The organism is Granulicella aggregans (assembly GCF_025685565.1).
GTDB classification, from domain to species: Bacteria; Acidobacteriota; Terriglobia; order Terriglobales; family Acidobacteriaceae; genus Edaphobacter; species Edaphobacter aggregans_B.
The window spans coordinates 986521-1006233 of sequence record NZ_JAGSYE010000001.1 but is presented as its reverse complement, the minus strand read 5'-3'; the positions used below and the strand labels follow the sequence as shown (position 1 = coordinate 1006233).

Below are 19713 nucleotides of genomic sequence, written 5' to 3'. Positions count from 1 at the left end.
ACGCGACCCGACACAGCCCCTACCCCCAAGCCCCAATCAACTGAAACGCCCCCCAGTCCCGATACTTCGGGAAACGCCGCCGCGTCTCCTTCTGCGCCTCTCGAAACGCCGCCTTCTTACTCCCCGTCTCCTTCAGCCACCGATAAAACCCCGTAAAGAAGAACGTCGAAGTCTTCGTCTCCACATTCCACAGCGTCCCCACAATCGTCGACACCCCCGCCACCAGCAGCGCCGCCGGAATCCCCCTCAGATTGTCCGCCGCATCGAACCGCCCCAGCGCCGTCTCGCAGGCGCTGAACGTCACCAGATCCAGCCCCTTCAAATCCAGCCTGAGCAGCTCATAAGCATTCAGAATCCCATCGCCACCCGCACCCGCATTCAAGAAAACGCACTGAAACGCCGGAGCATTCGCCGTGTGTAACCCATGCGTCGAAATATGCACTCTCCGGCTCGAACCCAGCGCCGCCAGTACGGCCGCCTCGTTCGCATCCGGCGCTACCAGTAGCTTGGCACTTGGACCAAAGGACGAGGCAATCGTAGCCGCCTCGTCCTCGCATCCATCCAGCGCCTCAAGATGAAAGACATTCCCCGCCGCAAAGTTCACCCCAATTGAAGTCAGCTCCGTAAGCCCCGTTGCTTCCGCCGGTTTCCGCTCCAGCAGGTAAGGATGCGGCAGATACGTCACGCACCACTCCGCCGCCAGCGGCTCGTCCTCCGGCCCCAGCAGGTGAAACGGAAAGTAGTGCAGCGGCCCATGCGGCACGAAGCAAAGGTGGTCCTTCCCCTGCCCGCGAAACTCCGCCAGCTTCGGTGCCAGCGGCCCGCCAAGATACATCTCGTGGTCTCCCTCCAACGCTTCAAGCGCCTTCGAGTCCGCAGCGAACGGCCCCGGCGGGCTCACAATCCTGTCCCGCAGCTCACTTACCGCCGCCCCCACCACGTTCGCGACAATGGTCTCCTCTCCGCTCTCCATCGATACATCCGCGAAGGGAACATCCGGAATCATCGCGATTGCCGACCCGAGCCCATCCCTCGCAATCAGCAACGTCGTCACCGTCAGCGCTCCCGTGGCATGCGTCCCGACGTACTCCATTACCAGCACCGTCTTCTCATCCAGCTTCGCCTGCAGGGTCTCAAGGTCCGGCACCCACTCGCCTGAGTCATCCGTCGCCAACTGCCGGTCCAATCCCCCATCGAACCGGATCTGCAGATTCCGTAACCGCTCCGCAGCCGTACCTCCGCCGTGCATCTCCTTCGGACTCACATACGCCGTCAGCACCATGTTCTTGCTCAAGGCCGCCGGAGTAGCCGGAGGTTCCATCGCCACCTCCGCCCGCAGCTTCGCAATCTCCTGCTCTGTCTCGAGCGTCCTCGGATCGTTTAGCCACGCAATCGCCCCGCCCGGCGTAGCCAGCGCTGACCGGAACCTCCGGCCCTTCGCCGCATCCAGCAGGAACAGCACCGTCGTCGTCTTCGTGGTTCCCGTCGCCAGCAACCGCGCCATCGCAAACCGGCTCGACGTCTGGATCAGCCCCGTGGCCGCATCCCCCGCCGCCAGCTCCAACTCCAAAGCATTCGCCGCCAGCGCCACCACCAGCGCATTCAGCACCGCCTGCTGCTCCGGTCCACCCTGCTTCGCCAGATCCACGATCCGCCGCACGATATCCAGTGCCGCCAGCGGCTGCCCCGCCCGCAGATTCGCCGTCAGTGCATCCAGATAAAGCTTCGCCGACTTTCCAAACTCCTTAGCCTCAAACGCGTTCACTGCCCGCCCCGTCTGCAGCACCGCCGTCAGGTACGGCACCGCCCGGTCCAACACCTCATCCGAAGCTCCACTCTTCAGCAGCCCGCCGCAGTACACCAGCGCCTCCATCCCTTCATCTTCCTGGTTCGTCACCGTGGTCGAAGCCGCAAGCGAAAGCAGCGCATACGCCATCCTCGGCTTCGGCCAATCCTCAGCCGCAGCCGTCTGAAACAGCTTCATAAACACCGGCTCCAGGGGCGTCCCATCAGCCTCCGGCGCGTCCTCTGCCATCGCTCGCATCGCAAACGAGACCAGCCCCTGATCGTGCGCCCTCCGCACCGGCTCCGGCTCCTGGCGAATCAGCCCATCGATCGCCATCCAAAGCTGCAGCGCCAGCCCAGGATCAGCCTCCTGCACAGCCCCCGCCGACTGCGAGAAGATATCGATCGTCGCCACCCGGCCCCGCTCGGCGACCCACTCCTCAACCGGCCGCGCAACAACACTCCGCGCCGCCGCAAGAGCAGCCGAATCGACACTGACCTTCGACTCCGCCGTCTCCGAAAACCGCTGGACCATCTTGCCCAGCTCAGCCGTCTCCGCAGGAAACTTGTCCGCAGGAAGCAGCGTTAGCGCCTCCCGCGCCGCCGCAAGAAGCTCCTTCACATCGAACGGCAGCTCGAACAGACTCAACCAAAGCTGCGCCTGCGCGATCGCCTTCAGCGTCTGTCCCCGGGCCGTCCCCGTCCTGCGCTCAGCGGCCCGCCGAAAGTAGCTCAGCGACTTATTCAGCGCCTCGTCCACCGGCGGCATCATCAGCTCCTCCGCCGGCACCCCCACAAGCTCGTCCTCCGAATACTCCTCGAAGAGCCGCTCCACCCACGCCGTCATCTGGTTCTCAAGATTCCCGCTGGATCGCCCCGCAACGTAGGTGTCCAGATACAGCACCCCAAGCCGGTGCAGAATATTTGCCGGAGGGGTCATGCCGACCTCACGCTCCGCCAGCGCGTCACCCCTCGCCGCCGCATCGCGAAACAGCCGTCCATCGGGTACATCCGAGCAGGCCACCCGCGCCACCGCCAGCCATGTCTCGACCGCAGTCAGCTCCATCGCCAGCTGCCCCGCTGCGTCGCTCTTCCCCCGAGAGTCAAGCGCCGCGTTCAGCACCCGCATCACCAGCACGCAAAGCCGCCAGTTCTTGCTCAGCCCCTGCTCCACTACCTCGCACGTCGTGTAGACCAACGGGTAGCTCAGCTTGCCGTAGAACTCCGCTCCAGCCGCGACCTGCTCCGCATACTCCAGCGTGAACTTGCCCTCGACAACCTCCGTCGCCAACTCCAGAATCGGACTCGAATCCACAACCGCCTCTGCCACGCTTCAACCCCTCACCCAGAAACGAAGTGTCATCTCGACCAGACCGAGTACCCTATATCTGGCAGTTTCATCGCCAGATATAGGAACGTAAACCTCTTCCCCGCCTGTGGCCACCATCAGACCGGGTGCCCCATCCATCGCGCCGTTGTCTTACGCAATGGGTGGGACGTAAACCGCTCCCACCCGCCTTCCAACCAACAGAAACGTCATCTCGACCGGAGCGAAGCGGAGTGGAGAGGCCCCGCATTTCGCTTTTCACCACCGCTACCGCCGGGTGCCCCATCCATCGCGTCTTTGTCTTATGCGATGGGTGGGACGTAAACAGCTCCCCAGCCGCTTTCAACCCAAAACAGCCCTACGCACCGGCAGCACAAACTCCGCGCTAGGAGTCTCATCGAACGGCCTCTGCTCGCGGAAGATCACATACGACCTATTGCTGATCACCGCCTCCAACCTCACCGCTCCCAGCGTCGCCACCGCGACCGGCGACCGCACCACCATGTGGAACCGCACAATCCCGTCCAGTGCATCCGCCTGGTTGCTGTAAAGCTCCCAGAAAGGATTTGCCTTCCCCTCGCGATACCCCTTCATGCTGTAAAGCTTCTTCGCAATCTTCGTGGACGACCCAATCTCCGCGCTCAGCAGCTTCGCCGTCGACCCGAACTTCGTGCTCGTACTCTCTTCCAGCTCCTGCGACGTATCCACCGGAGAGATCGACCACGCCATCGGCGGATCAACCGCAACCGGAGTCGACGCCTTCAGCTCCACCTTCAACCACGCCTTTTCGAACCGCTCCCCATTCTGCGGCCCAAAACTGCATCCCAACCGCACATAGTCATAGCGATATAGCCCATCGTTCGCCGTAAGAAACGCCTCCAGCTCCTTGTCCCCATCCACCGCCGTCTTCTGCAACAGCAGATGCTGCGGGTCGGAGAGTTCAATAAAGCTGCTGGGAACAGAGAAGGTTTCGGCCGCGCCCCCCTTCTCAATCCGCGGTTCGGAGACAAGCTCCATCCGCCGGTACGTCGCTTCAGGAAGTTCAATCGAAAGCATCGCAGAATTATAGGCCACGCCGGGAAAGCACCGGCGTGACCATCTGTATCTCGCGAAAAATCGCCAGACCTACTGCGCCGTCTTCATCTCCGACGCTCCCACTGTATTGGTCAACGTCACATCCACCGACCCGATCGTCGTAGCATCGTCGCTCGTGTTGAAGATCTGCGTATAGGTAAACGTCGACCCATACTGATCGGAGGCAGTCGTCTGGAACCAGTTCGCGTTGAAGATCGTGTCGCCCACGATCGTCAGGTCAGTCGTATCCAGGCTCGCTCCGGCAGCCGGGGTGAAGTGGAACTTCGCATTCACCATCTCGCGCGTGTTCGAGAAGCCGTGCATCACCACCGTCAGTTGATTGCCCGATCGCATCGTACTAACGCTGCTGATCGTCGGTATGGTCGGCGGCACCACAATCACCGCGGGCTGCAGGGTCGACGGCGTCACGTTCGCTCCACCCGCAGTCAGTGTGATCGGGACCGTGATCGTTCCTGCCACCGTTCCCGCCTGCAGCGTGATCGTCGGCACCGTGACCGTATTGGCCGGAATCACGAAACTCAGCGTCCTGCCTCCGGCCGCGAACTGGATGCTTGGATCGTCCACCGCCGGCGTCGTCGAGGCAGCGAAGCCCAGCGTCAGCGTCGCCGTGATGTCCACCGGGTAAGGCTGGGTAATCGTGAAGTTGATCGTCGGCTGGCTTCCCGGCGTCACCGTAGGCGGTGCGCTCACCACCACCGTCACAGCAGGTGCCGTCACCGTGAACGTCATCGCCGTGCTCATCGAAGAGACGGTCGGGTCGAGCACCGTGATCTGCAGCGTCCCCACCGTCAGGAAATCGGCGACCGGAATGACCGCAGTCAACGTCGTCGGATTGACCAGCGTCGTCGGAATGGCTGTTCCGTTTACCTGGACCACCGAGTTGCCCACAAAGCCCGCGCCCGTGATCGTCACCTTCGTCGCGCCCGCTCCCAGCGTCGCTGTCGTCGGCGTGAACGAAGAGACCGTCACTCCCGTCACCACCACGTTCACCGTCTTCGTGGCCACCGTAAAGCTCAACAGATCCGACGGTGTGAAGGTGACGCTCAGCGTCTGCGAACCCAGCCCGAGCACCGTTCCCGCCGCCGGACTATAGACAAACACACCGGGGATCGTCGCTCCGTTCGCATCGGTCGCCGCCGCATTCAGCTGCAGGACCGAAAGCGGCGTGCCATAGGGAATCGGTGCCGGTGTGGCCCACGTCAGCGTCGGAGCCACCGCGGGAGCATGGTTCACCACCTGCGACAACATCGCCACCGACGGCGCATACAGCGCATCACCCGCATAGTTCGCCGTAATCACATGCGTAGCCTGCGTCAGCGCCGCCGTCGTGAACGAAAAGTTTCCACCATCGTCCAGCACTCCCGAAGCCAGCATGTTCGTGCCATCCATCAGCACCACCGTGCCCGTTGGCGTCTGGTTCGAGCCCGCGTTCGGGCCCGGCGCAACATGCACCGTAAACGTCACCGAGTCCGTCACCAGCGAAGGATTCTTGCTGCTCGCCAGCGTCGTCACCGAAGCTACGCCTACCACGATCTGGCTGCCCGTGGCGTTGCTCCCCGTAAAGTTCACATTCCCGGCCCACGCCGCCCCGATCGCCCGCGTCCCGACCGCCAGCGAGATCGGTTGCGAAGTCGCTGTCGCCGTTCCCGAAGTCAGCGCAACCGCCAACTGCAGCGCCCCGGTCGAAGGAAGCGCCGCCGTGTAGATGTCCGAGTAACCATCGCCGTTCGCATCGGCCACCGCAAACAGCGGCGACGTCGAACTCAGCGCCAGCGTGGCATAGTTCGTCCCCAGGTTCCCCTTACCGTCATTCGCCAGCACCGAGATCGTCGCCCCGTTCGATACCGCAACGTCCGTAAACCCGCTTCCGGTAAACCTGCCCGTCTGCGCTCCCGTCAGGTTCGCGACCGGGACCGTCACCGGATCGTTGAACGAAAACGTCGTCCCCGAACTCGTATTCTGAAAGACATAAAGCTTGCCGTTCTGCCCCGGAGTCGGCACCACAACGTCCGTCGTCAACGCGCCGAAGATGTTCCCGGTCAGGATCGTCGTCGCTCCTCCACTCGCTAACGTCCCCGACGTACTCGGCGAAAACACGCCCTGCGCGCCAGAGCCAAACGTCCCATCCTGGTTGTTCCCATACACATCGACCGAAGCCGTGCCATCCGTAGGCGAGTTCAGCAGCAACAGGTCCGGGAACCCATCCGCATTCAGATCCGTCGCCACCATCGCCGTATACGAACTCGTCGTCAGGTTCGAGAGCACCGCCTCCTGGAACGTCCCGTCCCCGTTCCCCGCCAGGAACTGGATCGCCTGCGACGGCGCACTGACCCCCGTCGTCACCAGGACCGCGATGTCCAGCTTGCCATCCTTATTGAAGTCGCCCACCACCGCCAACCCGGCACCTGCGCCCGCCAGCGTAGTCGCCGCCCCAAACGTCCCATCCCCATTACCTAGCATCGTTCCCGAGCCCGACGCACAGAAGTACGCAATGTCCGGAAATCCATCTCCGTTGAAGTCGCCCACCGCCACGGATCCCGTAGGCAGCGTGGTGCAGGCAGCGGGAAACGTAACGCCCTTCGAACCCGCGGCAAACGTTCCGTAGGGAACAGAGCCGAACGCGATCGTCGCCGTAGGCGTTGTAGTTGAAAGGACCAGCGCATCCGGAATCCCATCATGGTTGAAGTCCGCCACAATCACCGGCTGAGATGTTGGAGGCGCGGTCTGTGCCAGCGCCGGCGAAGCGCCACCGAGTACCGAAGCCGCCAGCAGCAGAACACCCGGCAGATGTAGCTTCCCCGGACCCGCGCGGCGCACATCCGAAGTCTTCTCGGAGAGGAAGATCGTGCTGTCGGGATTCGGAATAAGCGTCTTCATAGGATCGGTAACCTTGGTCGGCGTTGGGTAATTGCGACGGAGAGTGGTCATCATTGCACCGTCGCCATGGACGTCGTGTAGTCGGTAGGCACGCTGAAGCCCGTTGGCGTCCCGATCGTGATCGTGGATGTCCCCGTCGCTACCGGCGTGAACGTGAGATACCCGTAACTTGCTCCAGGCGCTAAGGCCAAAGGACTGACAACCGTGCCAACCCCGGGGGCAGAGCTCGTGATCGGTATATTCACCGTTCCTGCACCGGGGCTCACGTACAGGCTGTTGTAGCTGTACGGGGTCAACGTTCCTGCGTTCAACATCACTGGATAGACCGGCAACTGGCTTGGATTAGACCCCACGCTCGTCGTGAAGGAAGCGTTGTCGCCGTAGTAGAAGGAGAAGCCCGCGTTATAGACGGTGATATTGGCGTCACCGTCCGTATAGCCTGGGGCAGTTACCTTCAGCGTCGTAGCGCCGACACTCTGCCCCTGCACGTAGATCGTGCCTACGTTCGTGGTCGTGACATTGGTAAAGGTGAGCGTGCCCGTACCCGCGACAGTCGCTCCATTGGAGAGGACGGCGATCAGCGGGCCGTTGCTCTTCACCGTTACCGTAACCGGGTTCGGTGGAGTCTGTGGCAGATAGATACCGAGGGTCGTCTCAAGGTTAATCCCCGTATACGAATCGCTGACACTGATCGCCGGCGCCGTCACCGTCGCAACCCCGGCCGTAGACGTTGTAGTTGGAGTCGTGAACCCGGTCGGCGTTGAAAGCGTCAGGTTCGCGGTTCCAGCCGACACCGGAGTGAAGGTGAACTGCTTGTATGTGTCGGTAGCTCCGAAGACAAGCGAATTGCTGGAAACAGTGCCGACGCTGGTATTGGAATCAGTCACCGCAACCGTTACCGGTGCCACTCCGGGACTGAGCGCAAGACTGTTTCCGGCATAGTTGTTATTCGCGTCGAACAGCAGGGTGTAGACGGTCAACGTATTCGGAGTGGAGAACGTGGTCGTGGTGAAGGTGCCATAGCTCGGATAGAACCCGAATCCAGAATTCAGCACCGTCAACGTGCTGGTTCCCGTCACATATCCGGGAGCGGACTCCGTAAGCGTCGCCGTTCCGGCGCTCTGACCCTGGATGTAAATAGTGCCTACGTAGCTGGTGGTCACGTTGGTAAACGTTAGCGTCGTTGTTCCGGCTGTGACGTTGTCTTTCGAAAGCGTCACTACTGCCCCTGTCGGCACTGACACCGTCACTGTCCTCGCACTCGGCGGAGCAACCGGCAGAGAGATCTGCAGCGAGTTCTGCATGTGCACGCCCGTTGTCCCGTTGTTGACGCTGATCGACGGTGCAGTGACCGTCTCCGTGGCCTGCGTATAGGTCGTCGGAGTCGTGAAGCCAGTCACGTTGCCGATCGTGATATTGTCCGTTCCCGCTGATACTGGCTGGAAGGTGAACTGCTGATAGTTATCGTTGGTGTTGAAGGTGAGCGAGGTTGCGGAGATCGTCCCCACCGCGTCACTGGAGTTCGTAAGCGGAACAGTGATCGGCCCCACGCCTGGGTTGATGGTGTAGGAAGGATAGCCAGTGATCGCCTTGTTTCCATCCAGCAGGAAGGGATAGACAGTCAGCGTGTTCGTACCGGAGAAGCTCGTCGTGTTGTAGTTGTCGTTGCCATAGTAGTAGGCGAATCCCGACGGCTGAACGGTGATGGTGCTCGTACCCGTGACGTACCCCGGCGCGGATACGGTGATCGTCGCCGTCCCGGTGCTCTGGCCCTGCACGTACAGACTGCCTACACCGCCAGAGGTTACGTTCGTGAAAGTCTGCGTGGTTGTACCCGCTACCGTAGCGCTCTTTGAGAGCGTGGCCGCAAGCGGCGAGCCCGCTGGCGAAGGCGTAATCGTCACCGTTACCGTGATTCCGCTTGGCGGGTTCACCGGCAGGCTGATGTAGACCGTATTCTGCAGATGAACGCCCGTCGTGTCGGATGGAGCGACGATCACCGGAGTATTCACCGTCGCGATCGCCGTCTGATACTCCGGAGCAGAGTTCTGCATCGGCTCCGTGAATCCGGCCGGCTGGGCCCCGATCGTCAGGTTGGCCGTGCCCGCCGCCACCGGCGTGAACGTAAAGCTTTCCGACGTATCCAGCGGTTTGAACACGATCGGGCTCGTCACCGTCCCGATCGTCGTGTCGGAACTCGTGATGGGAATGCTCAGGTTTGGCGTCCCGGGATTGATCGCGTACGACGGATATCCCGTGATCGACTGGTTCGCATCCAGCAGGAACGGATACACCGTCACCGTCGTGGGATTGGCATACGTCGTGGTCGTGAAGTTCTGGTTGCCGTAGTAGTACGCGAATCCAGACGGGCTGACCGTGATCGTCTCGGTACCGGTCGTATATCCCGGCGCGGAGATCGTCAGCGTCGTCGTACCCACCTTCTTGCCCTGGATATACAGATAGCCGATCGTCGACGAAGTCACGTTGGAGAAGACTACGGTCTGCTGGCCGACTGCGCTCTGGGTCGTTGAGATGATCGCGACCGTCGGATCGCTTACCTTGAACGTCACATTCGTCGGCACCGACGGCGTTACCGGCAGATAGTAGTACTGCGAGTTCTGCAGATCGTATCCGGTCGTGATGTCACTGCTTGTGATCTGACTGTTTACGTTCACCGTGCCGTCCGCCTCGGTAATGCCAGCCGAAGTCGCAGCGATCGTCACCGTTCCATCCGCGACACCCGTGATGGGAACCTTCACGTTCGTTCCGCCCTGGATCACCGTCACGCTGGCCGGGACCGTGGCCTTCGTCGGATCGCTCGAAGTCAGGTTGAACTTGATACCGCCCGCCGGGGCCGGGGCCGAGATCTGCAGCAAGGTGTTCGTCGACGTGATCAGGTTGATGTTCGTCGTTCCGGGGTTGAACGTCGCCGTCACCGTCACCGTAACCGCGCGCGTCGCCGGAGCGTAACCCGGAGCGTTCGCCGTCACCGTCGTCGTTCCAATCAGCACACCTGCAACCTGTGGATTCGTGGCTGCCGTGAACTGGCCCGCCGGAACGAAGATGCTCTGTGTCACCGTGGCGATGGTCGGGTTCGCAATGGTGAACGTCACCGTCGTTCCGCCCGCCGGGGCCGCCGTCGCCAGGCTCAGCGCCAGGCTCTGCGTCTGTCCTGGAGCCACCGCTGGAATCACGCCCAGGCTCACCTGCGCCACCGTGCCCGTCGTCACGATCGTGCCCGTCTGGTATCCCGTCGCCGACGCCGAGAGCGTCGAATTGCCCGCCGCTACCCCGGTATAGGTGAAGCTGCCTGTCGTCCCGCCCGCAGCCACCGTGACCGTCGCCGGAGCGATCGTCACATTCGCGGGAGTTCCGCTCGTCAGGTTCACGGTCAGACCGCCCGCCGGAGCCGGAGCGCCCAGCGTGAAGCTGCCGTTCAGTGTCGCACCAACGCCCACCAGTCCAGCCGGAACCGTGCTCTGCACCGTCAGCGTGATCGCTGGAGGCGTAATGTTGAACGCGTTGCTCTCGACCCCCGTCAGGGTTCCGCTATGCGCATACAACGTGTATCCCGTCCCCAGGCTGTTCAAAGAGAGGTCGGGGAACGTCGCGATCCCGTTTACCGCATTCACAGTCAACGTCCCGGCGAGCGTCGACTCTCCCGGATTCGCCCGCAGCTGCAGCGTCACCGCGTTCGTAGCGCCCGGCACAACAGTATTCGTCGAATCCAGCAGAGCCACCTGCACCGCCGGCACAATAGCTGTATTCAACGCCGTGGTGACTGGCTGCACCTGGAACGCAAGATGCGTCGGCGGCCGCACCGTGACCACATAAGCCACCGAGGCGACCGCGCTGTTCAGATCACCCGCAACCGCCGCGATGGCGTTGATCGTCTGCGACGTGCTGATGCTGAACGGTGCCGTATAAAGCGTCGATCCATTCGTCGGCGTGCTTCCGTCCTGCGTGTAGTAGATCGTCGCCGTCGGATCACTGTCCGCGATCGTAATCGTCTGCGCTCCCAGGTAGCTTCCCGCCGCCGGAGTAATCGTCGGAGTCGGCGCGGCCGGAGCCGTAATCGATGTCGTCTGTGTAGCGAAGGTCGCAGTCGTATCCAGCACCAGGCTCGCCGCCGGAACCGTCGCACCATCGGCGGTGAAGGTCACTGATCCCGATGGCGCTCCGGGATTCACACCCTGGCCCGCGCTACCCGCCTTCGCAAACTGCGCCGTAAGAACCGTCTGCCCCGTCACCGTAACCGGCGTCGGAGTTGCCGTGATCGTGCCCGAGCTCGCCACCAGCGCCGCAACGGTCAACGTGATCGCTGGCGTGGGCGTCGTGCATACAGGCGTGCTGCTGCCAAACGTATTGCAAACCTGGAGAGATGCCGTTGTCCCCACGTCCGACGACGCGAACGCCGCAGGCACTGGGACCGTCAGCGTAGACGTGGAGAGCGTGGCCACCGGGGTGACACTGCCAAAGCCGCCAAACGTCACGGTGGTCGTGCCCAGCGTCGATGTGCTCGGAAGGATCCCGCTCGCCGGAAGCGTCAGCGTCAGCGGGGCCGCGCGAAGGCTCGTCGCGGAGTTCGTCTGCGGAACCGCCAGCGGCCCCATATAAGCGCCCAAGGAAGGAGCAACGACACTCACCGGAAAACGGTTCGTCAGACTCGCATCGAAGTTGCCATCACACGCGCTGTCCGCCGCGACAAAGTACACGTAAGCGGTCACCGTATAGCTATTGGCCGCAGTGAAGTTCGCAGCCGGAATCCCTTGGATCGTGGACGCGGGAACAGTCAGCGGCTCCGCATTCGTTCCATTGGGCAGCGACAGCGGAAGCCCCGTCGTGCTTCCATAGCCCGTGTAGAAACAGCCGAGATAGCCTGCCGCGGCCTGTTGCGCCGCACTCGGCAACGTTCCGCCAAGCTCCAGCGTGACCCCATTGATTCCCGCCGGAATGCTGGTCGCCGCATTCGCTCCAAAAGTTGCCGAGGTGATATTGAACGTCGATTGCGCGTGCGCGCTTACGGCAGCAAAGAGAAAGATCAGCAACCCGAACAGAAGCCCTGAGGGAGAGAGATTCAACCCCGAAAAGAATTGCCCGCCCGCTTGCGGCGAAGACTGCCGAGTTCGCTTATTTTTTTGCATTGCCTACCGTCAATCGAGTTCCTGAATGGAATGGCTGCCTCAAGCAGCTTCGCGCACGTTCGGCGCGTACTGAAACGTGAGTGTGGATGTAGTCTTTTTCGTTTCAGGGTCTAGTGCTCGGGCGCCCGAAATCGTTACACCTTCGCAGAACTCTCGTCATCGGTTGCCCGCGAAGGCGCGACGAAAAGAGGACATCCCGCTGGAAAACAGGGAAGCCCGCGAACAAAATCTAAGTGGCCCGCTTACGATTGCAGAAAAGATAGGGTCTAATGCGCTGCAAGTCAAACACAAATTAGTAACGGATACTCAGCCGTTCTGGATGTGCCGCCCGCCGCGGACTCTCGCATCTCCCGCAACGAGCATAGTGCGCCAGGAGTCCTGACCGGCCTCAACAACTCGGTGCCCCATCCATCCTCGCGTTGTTGCGAGGATGGATGGGACGTATGCGGATCATGGAATCACCGTTCTGCGGGACGCAACCACTACTCCGCAACGACGCGGTTTCTCCCAGAGTCCTTTGCGCGGTAAAGAGCCATATCCGCCCGTCCCACCAGGTCCGCCACCACCCCACGCCCCTCAGCCCCAAACGCCGCAACTCCGATGCTTACCGTCTGAAATCCGGACTGCGTCGCCGGATGCGGCAGCCCCATCTCCATCACTGCCGCTCGTATCTGCTCCGCCACCATCCGCGCCTGTTGCAGCCCCGTCCGCGGCAGAATCACTGCAAACTCTTCTCCTCCAAACCGCGAGACGAAGGCGTCCGGCACCGTCGCCGCGCCGCTGATCACCTCCGCCAGCGCCTGCAGACACTCATCCCCCATCACATGGCCGAAGTGGTCGTTGTAACGCTTGAAGAGATCCGCGTCGATCAACAACAACGCAAGCTCCTGCTCGTTCTCCATCTCCTGCCCCAGCCGCTGATTGAAAGCCCGCCGGTTCGCCAGCCCCGTAAGCTCATCCAGCGATGCCAGGCTCCGATACCGCGCCTCGCTCGCCTCCAGGCACAACTGCAGCGCAGCCCGCTCTTCCAGCAACGCTGCCACTGGAAACAGCGTAAAGATCGCCACCGCCAGGAAGATCTGGTCCACCACAATCCGGTGCAGCAACACATGATCGCCCCGGATCAACATCAGCGGCCCGTGCCCCTTCACCGTCATCCCAATCGAGACCAGCGCAACCACAAAGATCGTTACCACCGTCCCCGGAAACCCTAGCCGAAACACAATCAGCATCAGCGCCGGAAACAGGAAGAAGATCAGCGGGTCCCCGTTATGCGAGAACACCAGCAGCGTCGCCGCCGCCGGAACCACCAGCAGAAGCAGCGTATTCGCCAGCCGCTCCGGATGCAGGATCGAAAAGAAGTCCTCGCGCTGCAGCATGAAGGTCAGCGGAGCCATCAACGCCATCCCCAGCATGTCGCCCAGGTACCACGTCCGGAACAGCTGCAGCCACGGCCCCGCATTCACCCAGAGCAGCGTCCAGCTTGCGCCGAGCGCGCTCGTCAGCGCCGCCGCGCACACCACCGAAACTCCAAGGAACCCCAGCAGCGGCCGCCGCCGCGAGAGATTGAAAGGATGCCCGAACAGCCGCGTCAGCACCAGGCACGACGTCACCACTTCCACCGAGTTCGCCAGCGACACGCCCAGCGGCAGCCAGAACCCATCGCCCCACAGAGCATCGGCCGCCGTATCCGCCACCAACCCCGCCACGAAATAGGCCAGCCATTGCTCGCGCGGCTGCGTGATCACCAACCCAAAGAGAATTCCGTTGCTCAGCCAGATCGTCGCCACTCCGCCCGACTGCCGCGAAAGCGCGATCCCCAGCCACGAGCACACCGTCAGCACCACAAACACCACACCCAGCCGCGTCAGCGACCCGCGATCCCAGGCTCTGCGGTCCCACACCTTGCCCGGCCACAACGAATCCTGCGCAAGCCCACCCAGCGAGAGACCCGGCTCCTCCCCCGCGCGGCCGTCCTCAGCCCCGTCTACCTTATCCTCTGTCCCGTGACCCCGGCTCACGCGATCTCCCACCGATACTCCCGCTTCTTTCCCAGATTCAAGCCTGCTCTCCCAACCACTCCGTGCCCCATTCATCGCGGCAGTATCGCGATGAGTGGGGCCGCCACCACATACCGCCAAAGCCGCACCATCGACCGAGCCTGACGAAACACCCTCTCGTCCCGTTCAACGAAACGTCATCTCGACCGAAGCATTGCGGCTTCATCGCAATGCGAAGTGGAGACCCCCGCATGGACTCGTCTCGTCTGACGGCCACATAACCCCCGGCTCGTCCGCTAACGCTCCATCCTAACCGACGACTCCAACCCGATTCAGAAGATGACATTTTCACGGCGAAAAGCTACTGTTTGAAAGCAACTCTCAGCAAAGACTCGCACCCATCGATCGCAGCCTCACCGAAGAGAACCCACCTTGGCGTCCAAAGCTTCACCCGGCAATCTTCGCGAATCTTCCGCCACCGCGCTCCTCTACTTCCTCTTCGCCTCGACCGGCGCGACCATCGTCATCCCCGGAACGCTTCTGCCCAGCCTGCTCCTTCGCTGGTCGTTGAACGATGCCCAGGCCGGACTCCTCTTCTTCTGCTTCTTCGTAGGCTCCAGCGCCGGAGCCCTGCTCTCCCGCGGCCGCCTCTCCTGGTCCATCGTCCGTGGGACCATCCTCACCGCCGCCGGCATCGCTCTGCTCTCACTCGCATCCCGTCTCGGGGCCTTCGCCGCGATGCTTCTCTTCGGTGCCGGCCTCGGCATCTCCATGACCTCCGTCAGCCTCTTTCAGTCGCGCCGCCGCCCCGACATCCGCGTAGCCGAGATGACCCGCCTCAATCTCATCTGGGCCGTAGGAGCGGTCTCCGGCCCCGCCCTTCTGCTCCACGGCGTAGCCCGCTGGAACCTCAACGTCGTCCTCTGGGCCGCGGCGGCGGAGTTCCTCCTCTGCGCCGCCATCGCCATTATCACGCTTCCATCCAGCGAGCCCCCAAGACCCGACGCCGCGCTTCCCATGGAACAGATGAGCCTCCGCGAAGCTCCGTGGAAGCTCCTCGCCATGGTCCCCCTCGCCACCGGCCTCGAGGCCGGCATCGGCGCCTGGCTCGCAGCCTACTCCCGCCGCGAAGGCATGCTGCTCGCCGCCACCCTCAGCACCGTCACCTGCTTCTGGCTTGGCCTCTTGCTCAGCCGCCTCGTCCAGTCGATCCCCGGCTTCGCCGCACGATTCCAGCGCGATACCCTTCGCCTCTCACCTGTCCTGATGATCGCCGGCACCGCCCTGCTCCTCGTGCTCGCGCACAACCAGCTCGCCGTCGCCGCCGGAGCCTTGCTCGCCGGCCTGGGCGTCGGCCCGCTCTATCCCTTGATCCTCGGCCTGGTCCTCGATCGCGGCGAAGCCCGCAATCTCGTCTTCCTCGCCGGCGGAGTCGGCTCTTCCACTTTGCCCCTGCTCACCGGCATCCTCTCCGACCGCACCGGCTCACTCACCATCGGCCTCACCCTCCCGCTAGCCGCCTCCATCGCCATGGCCCTCCTGGCAATCGACGCCACCCGCCTCCGCCAAACCGAGCGAAGTGACCACACCAACTAGAAACGTCATCTCGACCGAAGCCGCCGGGTGCCCCATCCATCGCGTTCTTTGCGATGGGTGGGACGTAGAACGCCCGAACCCTCTGTGCCCCATTTCATCGCAGCCGGGCGCCCCCTATCCGGCAGCCTCATCGCCATATGTGGGATCACAGCCGCTAACCTCGCCCGCTCCAAATCGCGTGAGAGGTAGCATCCGAATGAACCCGGCCTGGTCTTGCCTAAGGGCACGGCTTCAGTCGTGCCACAAGCTCCCAGTGTGAAGATGGGGCTTTAGCCCCTGAGGTACCTACCCCCGATCCGCGATCCTCTCCCACTCCATCCCCGCCTGCCGCGGCACCAGCACCCAAAGCGTATAGATCCCCAGCGCCGTCCCCAGTGGAAACTTGAACAGCGCCAGCACCCCCGCGACGATCGCCAGCGTCCGCCCCCACGGCTTGCGGTTCAGCAGGCTCCATCCCGTGAACGCCGCCAGCCCCGCGTAAACGAGCGTCATCAGCGCAATCACTGGCAGCAACGCGCCCCAGAACCCATGCGGAGCAACCCAGTCATTGCCAAAGTGCCGCCCCCATCCATTCCCCGCGAACGCTCTGACAAAGATCAGCCCGAATAGGCCGGCGATCACACGATAAGCCGCAAACACGCACCAAAGGATACCCAGAGGCTGCAGGTTCCGCAGCAGCCACACATTCGGAGGGTCCGGCACACCATAGTGCCCTGCGATCGGCGGAGGAGGCGCACCGTACGGCATCTCATTCGCGACCACCGCCGCCCCACACCTCGCACAAAAATTCACGCCCTCAATCGCAGGAGTTCCACACGCCGGACAAACCATCGCACACCTCCGGGCTCACGCCCTGAAACCATGCCCATCCACGAGCATCGTCTTTCAATACGCGCCATCTTACTCCCGGGTTCAATCCACGCGGCCTCTAAGATCCACGCTCAGCCCACAATGCACGCGTGCCCCACCCATCGCAGCCTCATCGCGATGAGTGGGACGTAAAACGCCCGAGTCCGCTGTGTCCCATCGACCACTCCGTGCACCATTCATCGAAGTCTCGTCGCGATGAGTGGGTCTCGCCGCGAAACTCACCATCACCCAGCTACGATAGAGTTGTGACCCAGCCCTCCCTCATCCCCATCATCCCCGTCCCGCTTACCGAGACCAGCGCCATCGCCCTCGAGTGGCCGCGCCTACGCGAGCACATCGCCACCCGCACCACCTCGCCGCTAGGCCGAGGCTGGGTCACTTCCCTAGAACCCTCAGCCGACCTACCCTGGATCGAGACCCAGCACCAGCGCACCTCCGAACTCCGCGCCATGCTCGCCACCGGCGGCACCTTCGACTTCAACGGCCTCTTCGACCCCACTACCCTCCTCGACAAAGCCCGCATCGACGGTGCCGCCCTCGAAGCCCTGGAAATCCTCAATCTCCTCAACGTAGCCGAGCGCGTCGCTGCCTGGCGCAACCTCTTCACCAGCGCCGAGGCCACCCGCAACAACGGCCTCGCATCTGCCACCAGCATCGCCACGTTAACCGCCCCACTCCTAGACCACGACCTGGCAAATCTCCTCCGCGCCTTACGCGGCAAGATCGAACCCGACGGCAGCCTCTCCGACGACGCCAGCCCCGAACTCCGCCGCATCCGCCGCGCCATGGAACGCCAGCACAGGGCTATCGAAGATTCCCTCCGCCGGTCGTTACGTTCCCTCGCCAGCGAGGGGAGTACGCAGGACGAACTCATCACCATCCGAGGCGATCGCTTCGTCATCCCCGTCAAAGCCGAGTTCCGTCGCAAGGTCCCCGGCGTCATCCACGGAGCCTCCTCCTCCGGCCAGACCGTCTTCGTCGAACCCCTCGAGACCATCGAGCAGAACAACGAACTCGTCCGCCTCCTCGACGAAGAACAATCCGAGATCCACCGCATCCTCGTCGCCATGACCCGCGCCTTAGGCGAAAACGCGACAGCGTTGCACTTGGGCACCGCCATCCTCGCCGAAGTCGAATCCCACGTCGCGCGGGCCCGCTTCGCCAACGACCTCAACTGCACCCGGCCAAGCTTCCTCACCGTCTCCCCCGAAACCTTGTCATCCTTCGCCGAAGGCGGAGGATCTGCTTTTTCTCCCTCCCCGCAAAAATCCGATGTGCCCCATTCGTCCCAGCCTCACGCCAATGACTGGTCCATTCCCGGCGGAAGCCGCGAACCGCTCTCCTCGCCCCCAGAAACAAACATCATCTCGACCGACCAACGGGAGTGGAGAGACCCCCGCATTTCGCCTCCATCCACCCAGCCCCAAATCTCCCTCACCGCCGCCCGCCACCCTCTCCTCGAACTCCGCATGCGCGCATCCGCCCGCGAAGAAGGCATGGCCCCACAAACCCCCATCCCCCTCACCATCGCGCTTCCACCCGAAGCCCGCCAGCTCATCATCAGCGGCCCCAACACCGGCGGCAAAACCGTCACCCTCAAGACCACCGGCCTCTTAGCTTTGATGGCCCAGGCTGGCATCCCCGTCCCCGCAGAAGAAGCCATCCTCCCGCTCTTCCACTCCATCTACGCCGACATCGGCGACGCTCAATCCATCGAGCGCAACCTCTCCAGCTTCTCCGCCCACGTAGTCAACCTCGACCGCATCTCCCGCCTCGCCGACTCACAATCGCTAGTCCTTCTAGACGAACTAGGCTCAGCCACCGACCCCGAAGAAGGCGCAGCCTTGGCAGTCGCAGTAGCCTCGCACTTCCTCGCCACAAACTCCTGGACCTGCATCACCACGCACCTCACCTCGCTGAAGGTCTACGCCGCCAACCACGCCGGAGTCCTCAACGCCGCCGTCGGCTTCGACCAGGCCACCCTCTCGCCCACCTACCAGCTCCGCCTCGGCGTTCCGGGTGCCTCGGCCGGCCTCAACATCGCGGCCCGCCTCGGCATGAGCCCGGAGATCATGCAGGTCGCCCGCGAGCAGATGACCACCCAGACAGCCGACATCGGAGCCTTCCTCGACCAGCTTCACGACCAGCTCCGCGCCGCCGAAGCCGAGCGCGCGACTCTGCGCGCTGAACAAGAAGAGCTCCGCAAAGAGAAGATCCGCCTCGACATCGAAGGCCGCGCCGAACAAAAGGCCCGCATCCGCGAACTGGAACAGAAGCTCGAAACCCTCATGCAGGACTTCGCCACCCAGATCAAAGACACCGTCAAAGCCATCGACGACAAGGCCCTCGCGCAAAAGATCTCCCGCGACGCCGACCTCCGCCTGGCCCGCGCCAAGCGCGAGTTCTCCGAACAGTTCAAGGGCACCATCGTCGCCCACAATACCGGCGCCGACAAGCATCCCGACCGCGCCTCAAACGCAAAGTCCCCGCTCCAGCAAGCCCCACGCGCCATCAAGCCCGGCGATCTCGTCACCCTCAAATCACTTGGCCGCCAGGCCCGAGTAGAACGCGTCATCGATGCCAAGACCTACGAAGTCTCCATCGGCCCCATGAAGATGCGCGCCGCCCTCGACGACATCACCGACGTAGTCACCGTCCAGGCCGTCACGCCCTTGCAAGCCGCCCGCAAGCGCGGAGGCGTCACCATCTCCACGGCCACCAGCAGCGACTCCGACTATATGAAGTCCGAGATCAACGTCATCGGCCGCACCGCCGACGAAGCCGAGACCGAAGTCGCCCGCTTCCTCGACCGCGCCTTCCTCGCCGGCCTTCCCCGCATCCGCATCGTCCACGGCACCGGCATGGGCGTCCTCCGCCGCACGCTACGGGAATACCTGCGGCAACACCCCCACGTCACCACCGTCACCGAGCCCGCCCAGAACGAAGGCGGCCAGGGTGCCACCGTAGTAGAGTTGAGGCAATAATCGGATGTAGCAGCTTTAGCCTCAGAAGGGATTTA

Annotated in this window: 8 protein-coding genes; 2 read left to right on the top strand and 6 right to left on the bottom strand. The window is 62.9% G+C overall.

What is annotated here, in order from left to right; all coding sequences use genetic code 11:
* Positions 1–19: 19 nt before the first annotated feature.
* From OHL18_RS04135 to OHL18_RS04115, 5 genes are all read right to left on the bottom strand, one after another.
* On the bottom strand, positions 20–3115 hold the full coding sequence (locus OHL18_RS04135; RefSeq protein ID WP_263373564.1) for a CHAT domain-containing protein: 3096 nt from the start codon (positions 3113–3115) through the stop codon (positions 20–22).
* 339 nt (positions 3116–3454) lie between these two features.
* Positions 3455–4168, bottom strand: a complete 714-nt coding sequence (locus OHL18_RS04130) for a hypothetical protein (protein ID WP_263373563.1) — start codon at positions 4166–4168, stop codon at positions 3455–3457.
* 69 nt (positions 4169–4237) lie between these two features.
* Positions 4238–7138, bottom strand: a complete 2901-nt coding sequence (locus OHL18_RS04125) for an FG-GAP-like repeat-containing protein (RefSeq protein WP_263373562.1) — start codon at positions 7136–7138, stop codon at positions 4238–4240.
* Positions 7135–12165, bottom strand: a complete 5031-nt coding sequence (locus tag OHL18_RS04120; RefSeq protein WP_263373561.1) for a beta strand repeat-containing protein — start codon at positions 12163–12165, stop codon at positions 7135–7137. The genes OHL18_RS04125 and OHL18_RS04120 overlap by 4 nt, the downstream gene beginning before the upstream one ends.
* 545 nt (positions 12166–12710) lie before the next feature.
* Positions 12711–14249 (bottom strand): GGDEF domain-containing protein, encoded by a 1539-nt coding sequence (locus tag OHL18_RS04115; RefSeq protein ID WP_263373560.1) that lies wholly within the window; start codon positions 14247–14249, stop codon positions 12711–12713.
* Between the two features lie 411 nt (positions 14250–14660).
* Here OHL18_RS04115 and OHL18_RS04110 point away from each other — a divergent pair, with 411 nt between their 5' ends.
* Positions 14661–15824, top strand: a complete 1164-nt coding sequence (locus tag OHL18_RS04110; protein ID WP_263373559.1) for an MFS transporter — start codon at positions 14661–14663, stop codon at positions 15822–15824.
* A 285-nt stretch (positions 15825–16109) separates the two neighbouring features.
* Here the strand turns inward: OHL18_RS04110 and OHL18_RS04105 are convergent, their stop codons facing one another.
* Positions 16110–16655 carry a zinc ribbon domain-containing protein gene (locus OHL18_RS04105; protein WP_263373558.1) on the bottom strand — a complete coding sequence of 182 codons (546 nt, stop codon included), beginning with the start codon at positions 16653–16655 and terminating at the stop codon, positions 16110–16112.
* A gap of 284 nt (positions 16656–16939) precedes the next feature.
* Here OHL18_RS04105 and OHL18_RS04100 point away from each other — a divergent pair, with 284 nt between their 5' ends.
* The gene (locus OHL18_RS04100; RefSeq protein ID WP_263373557.1) at positions 16940–19678 is read left to right on the top strand and encodes an endonuclease MutS2; all 2739 of its coding nucleotides are present in this window, start codon (positions 16940–16942) and stop codon (positions 19676–19678) included.
* The last annotated feature ends 35 nt before the right edge of the window (positions 19679–19713 follow it).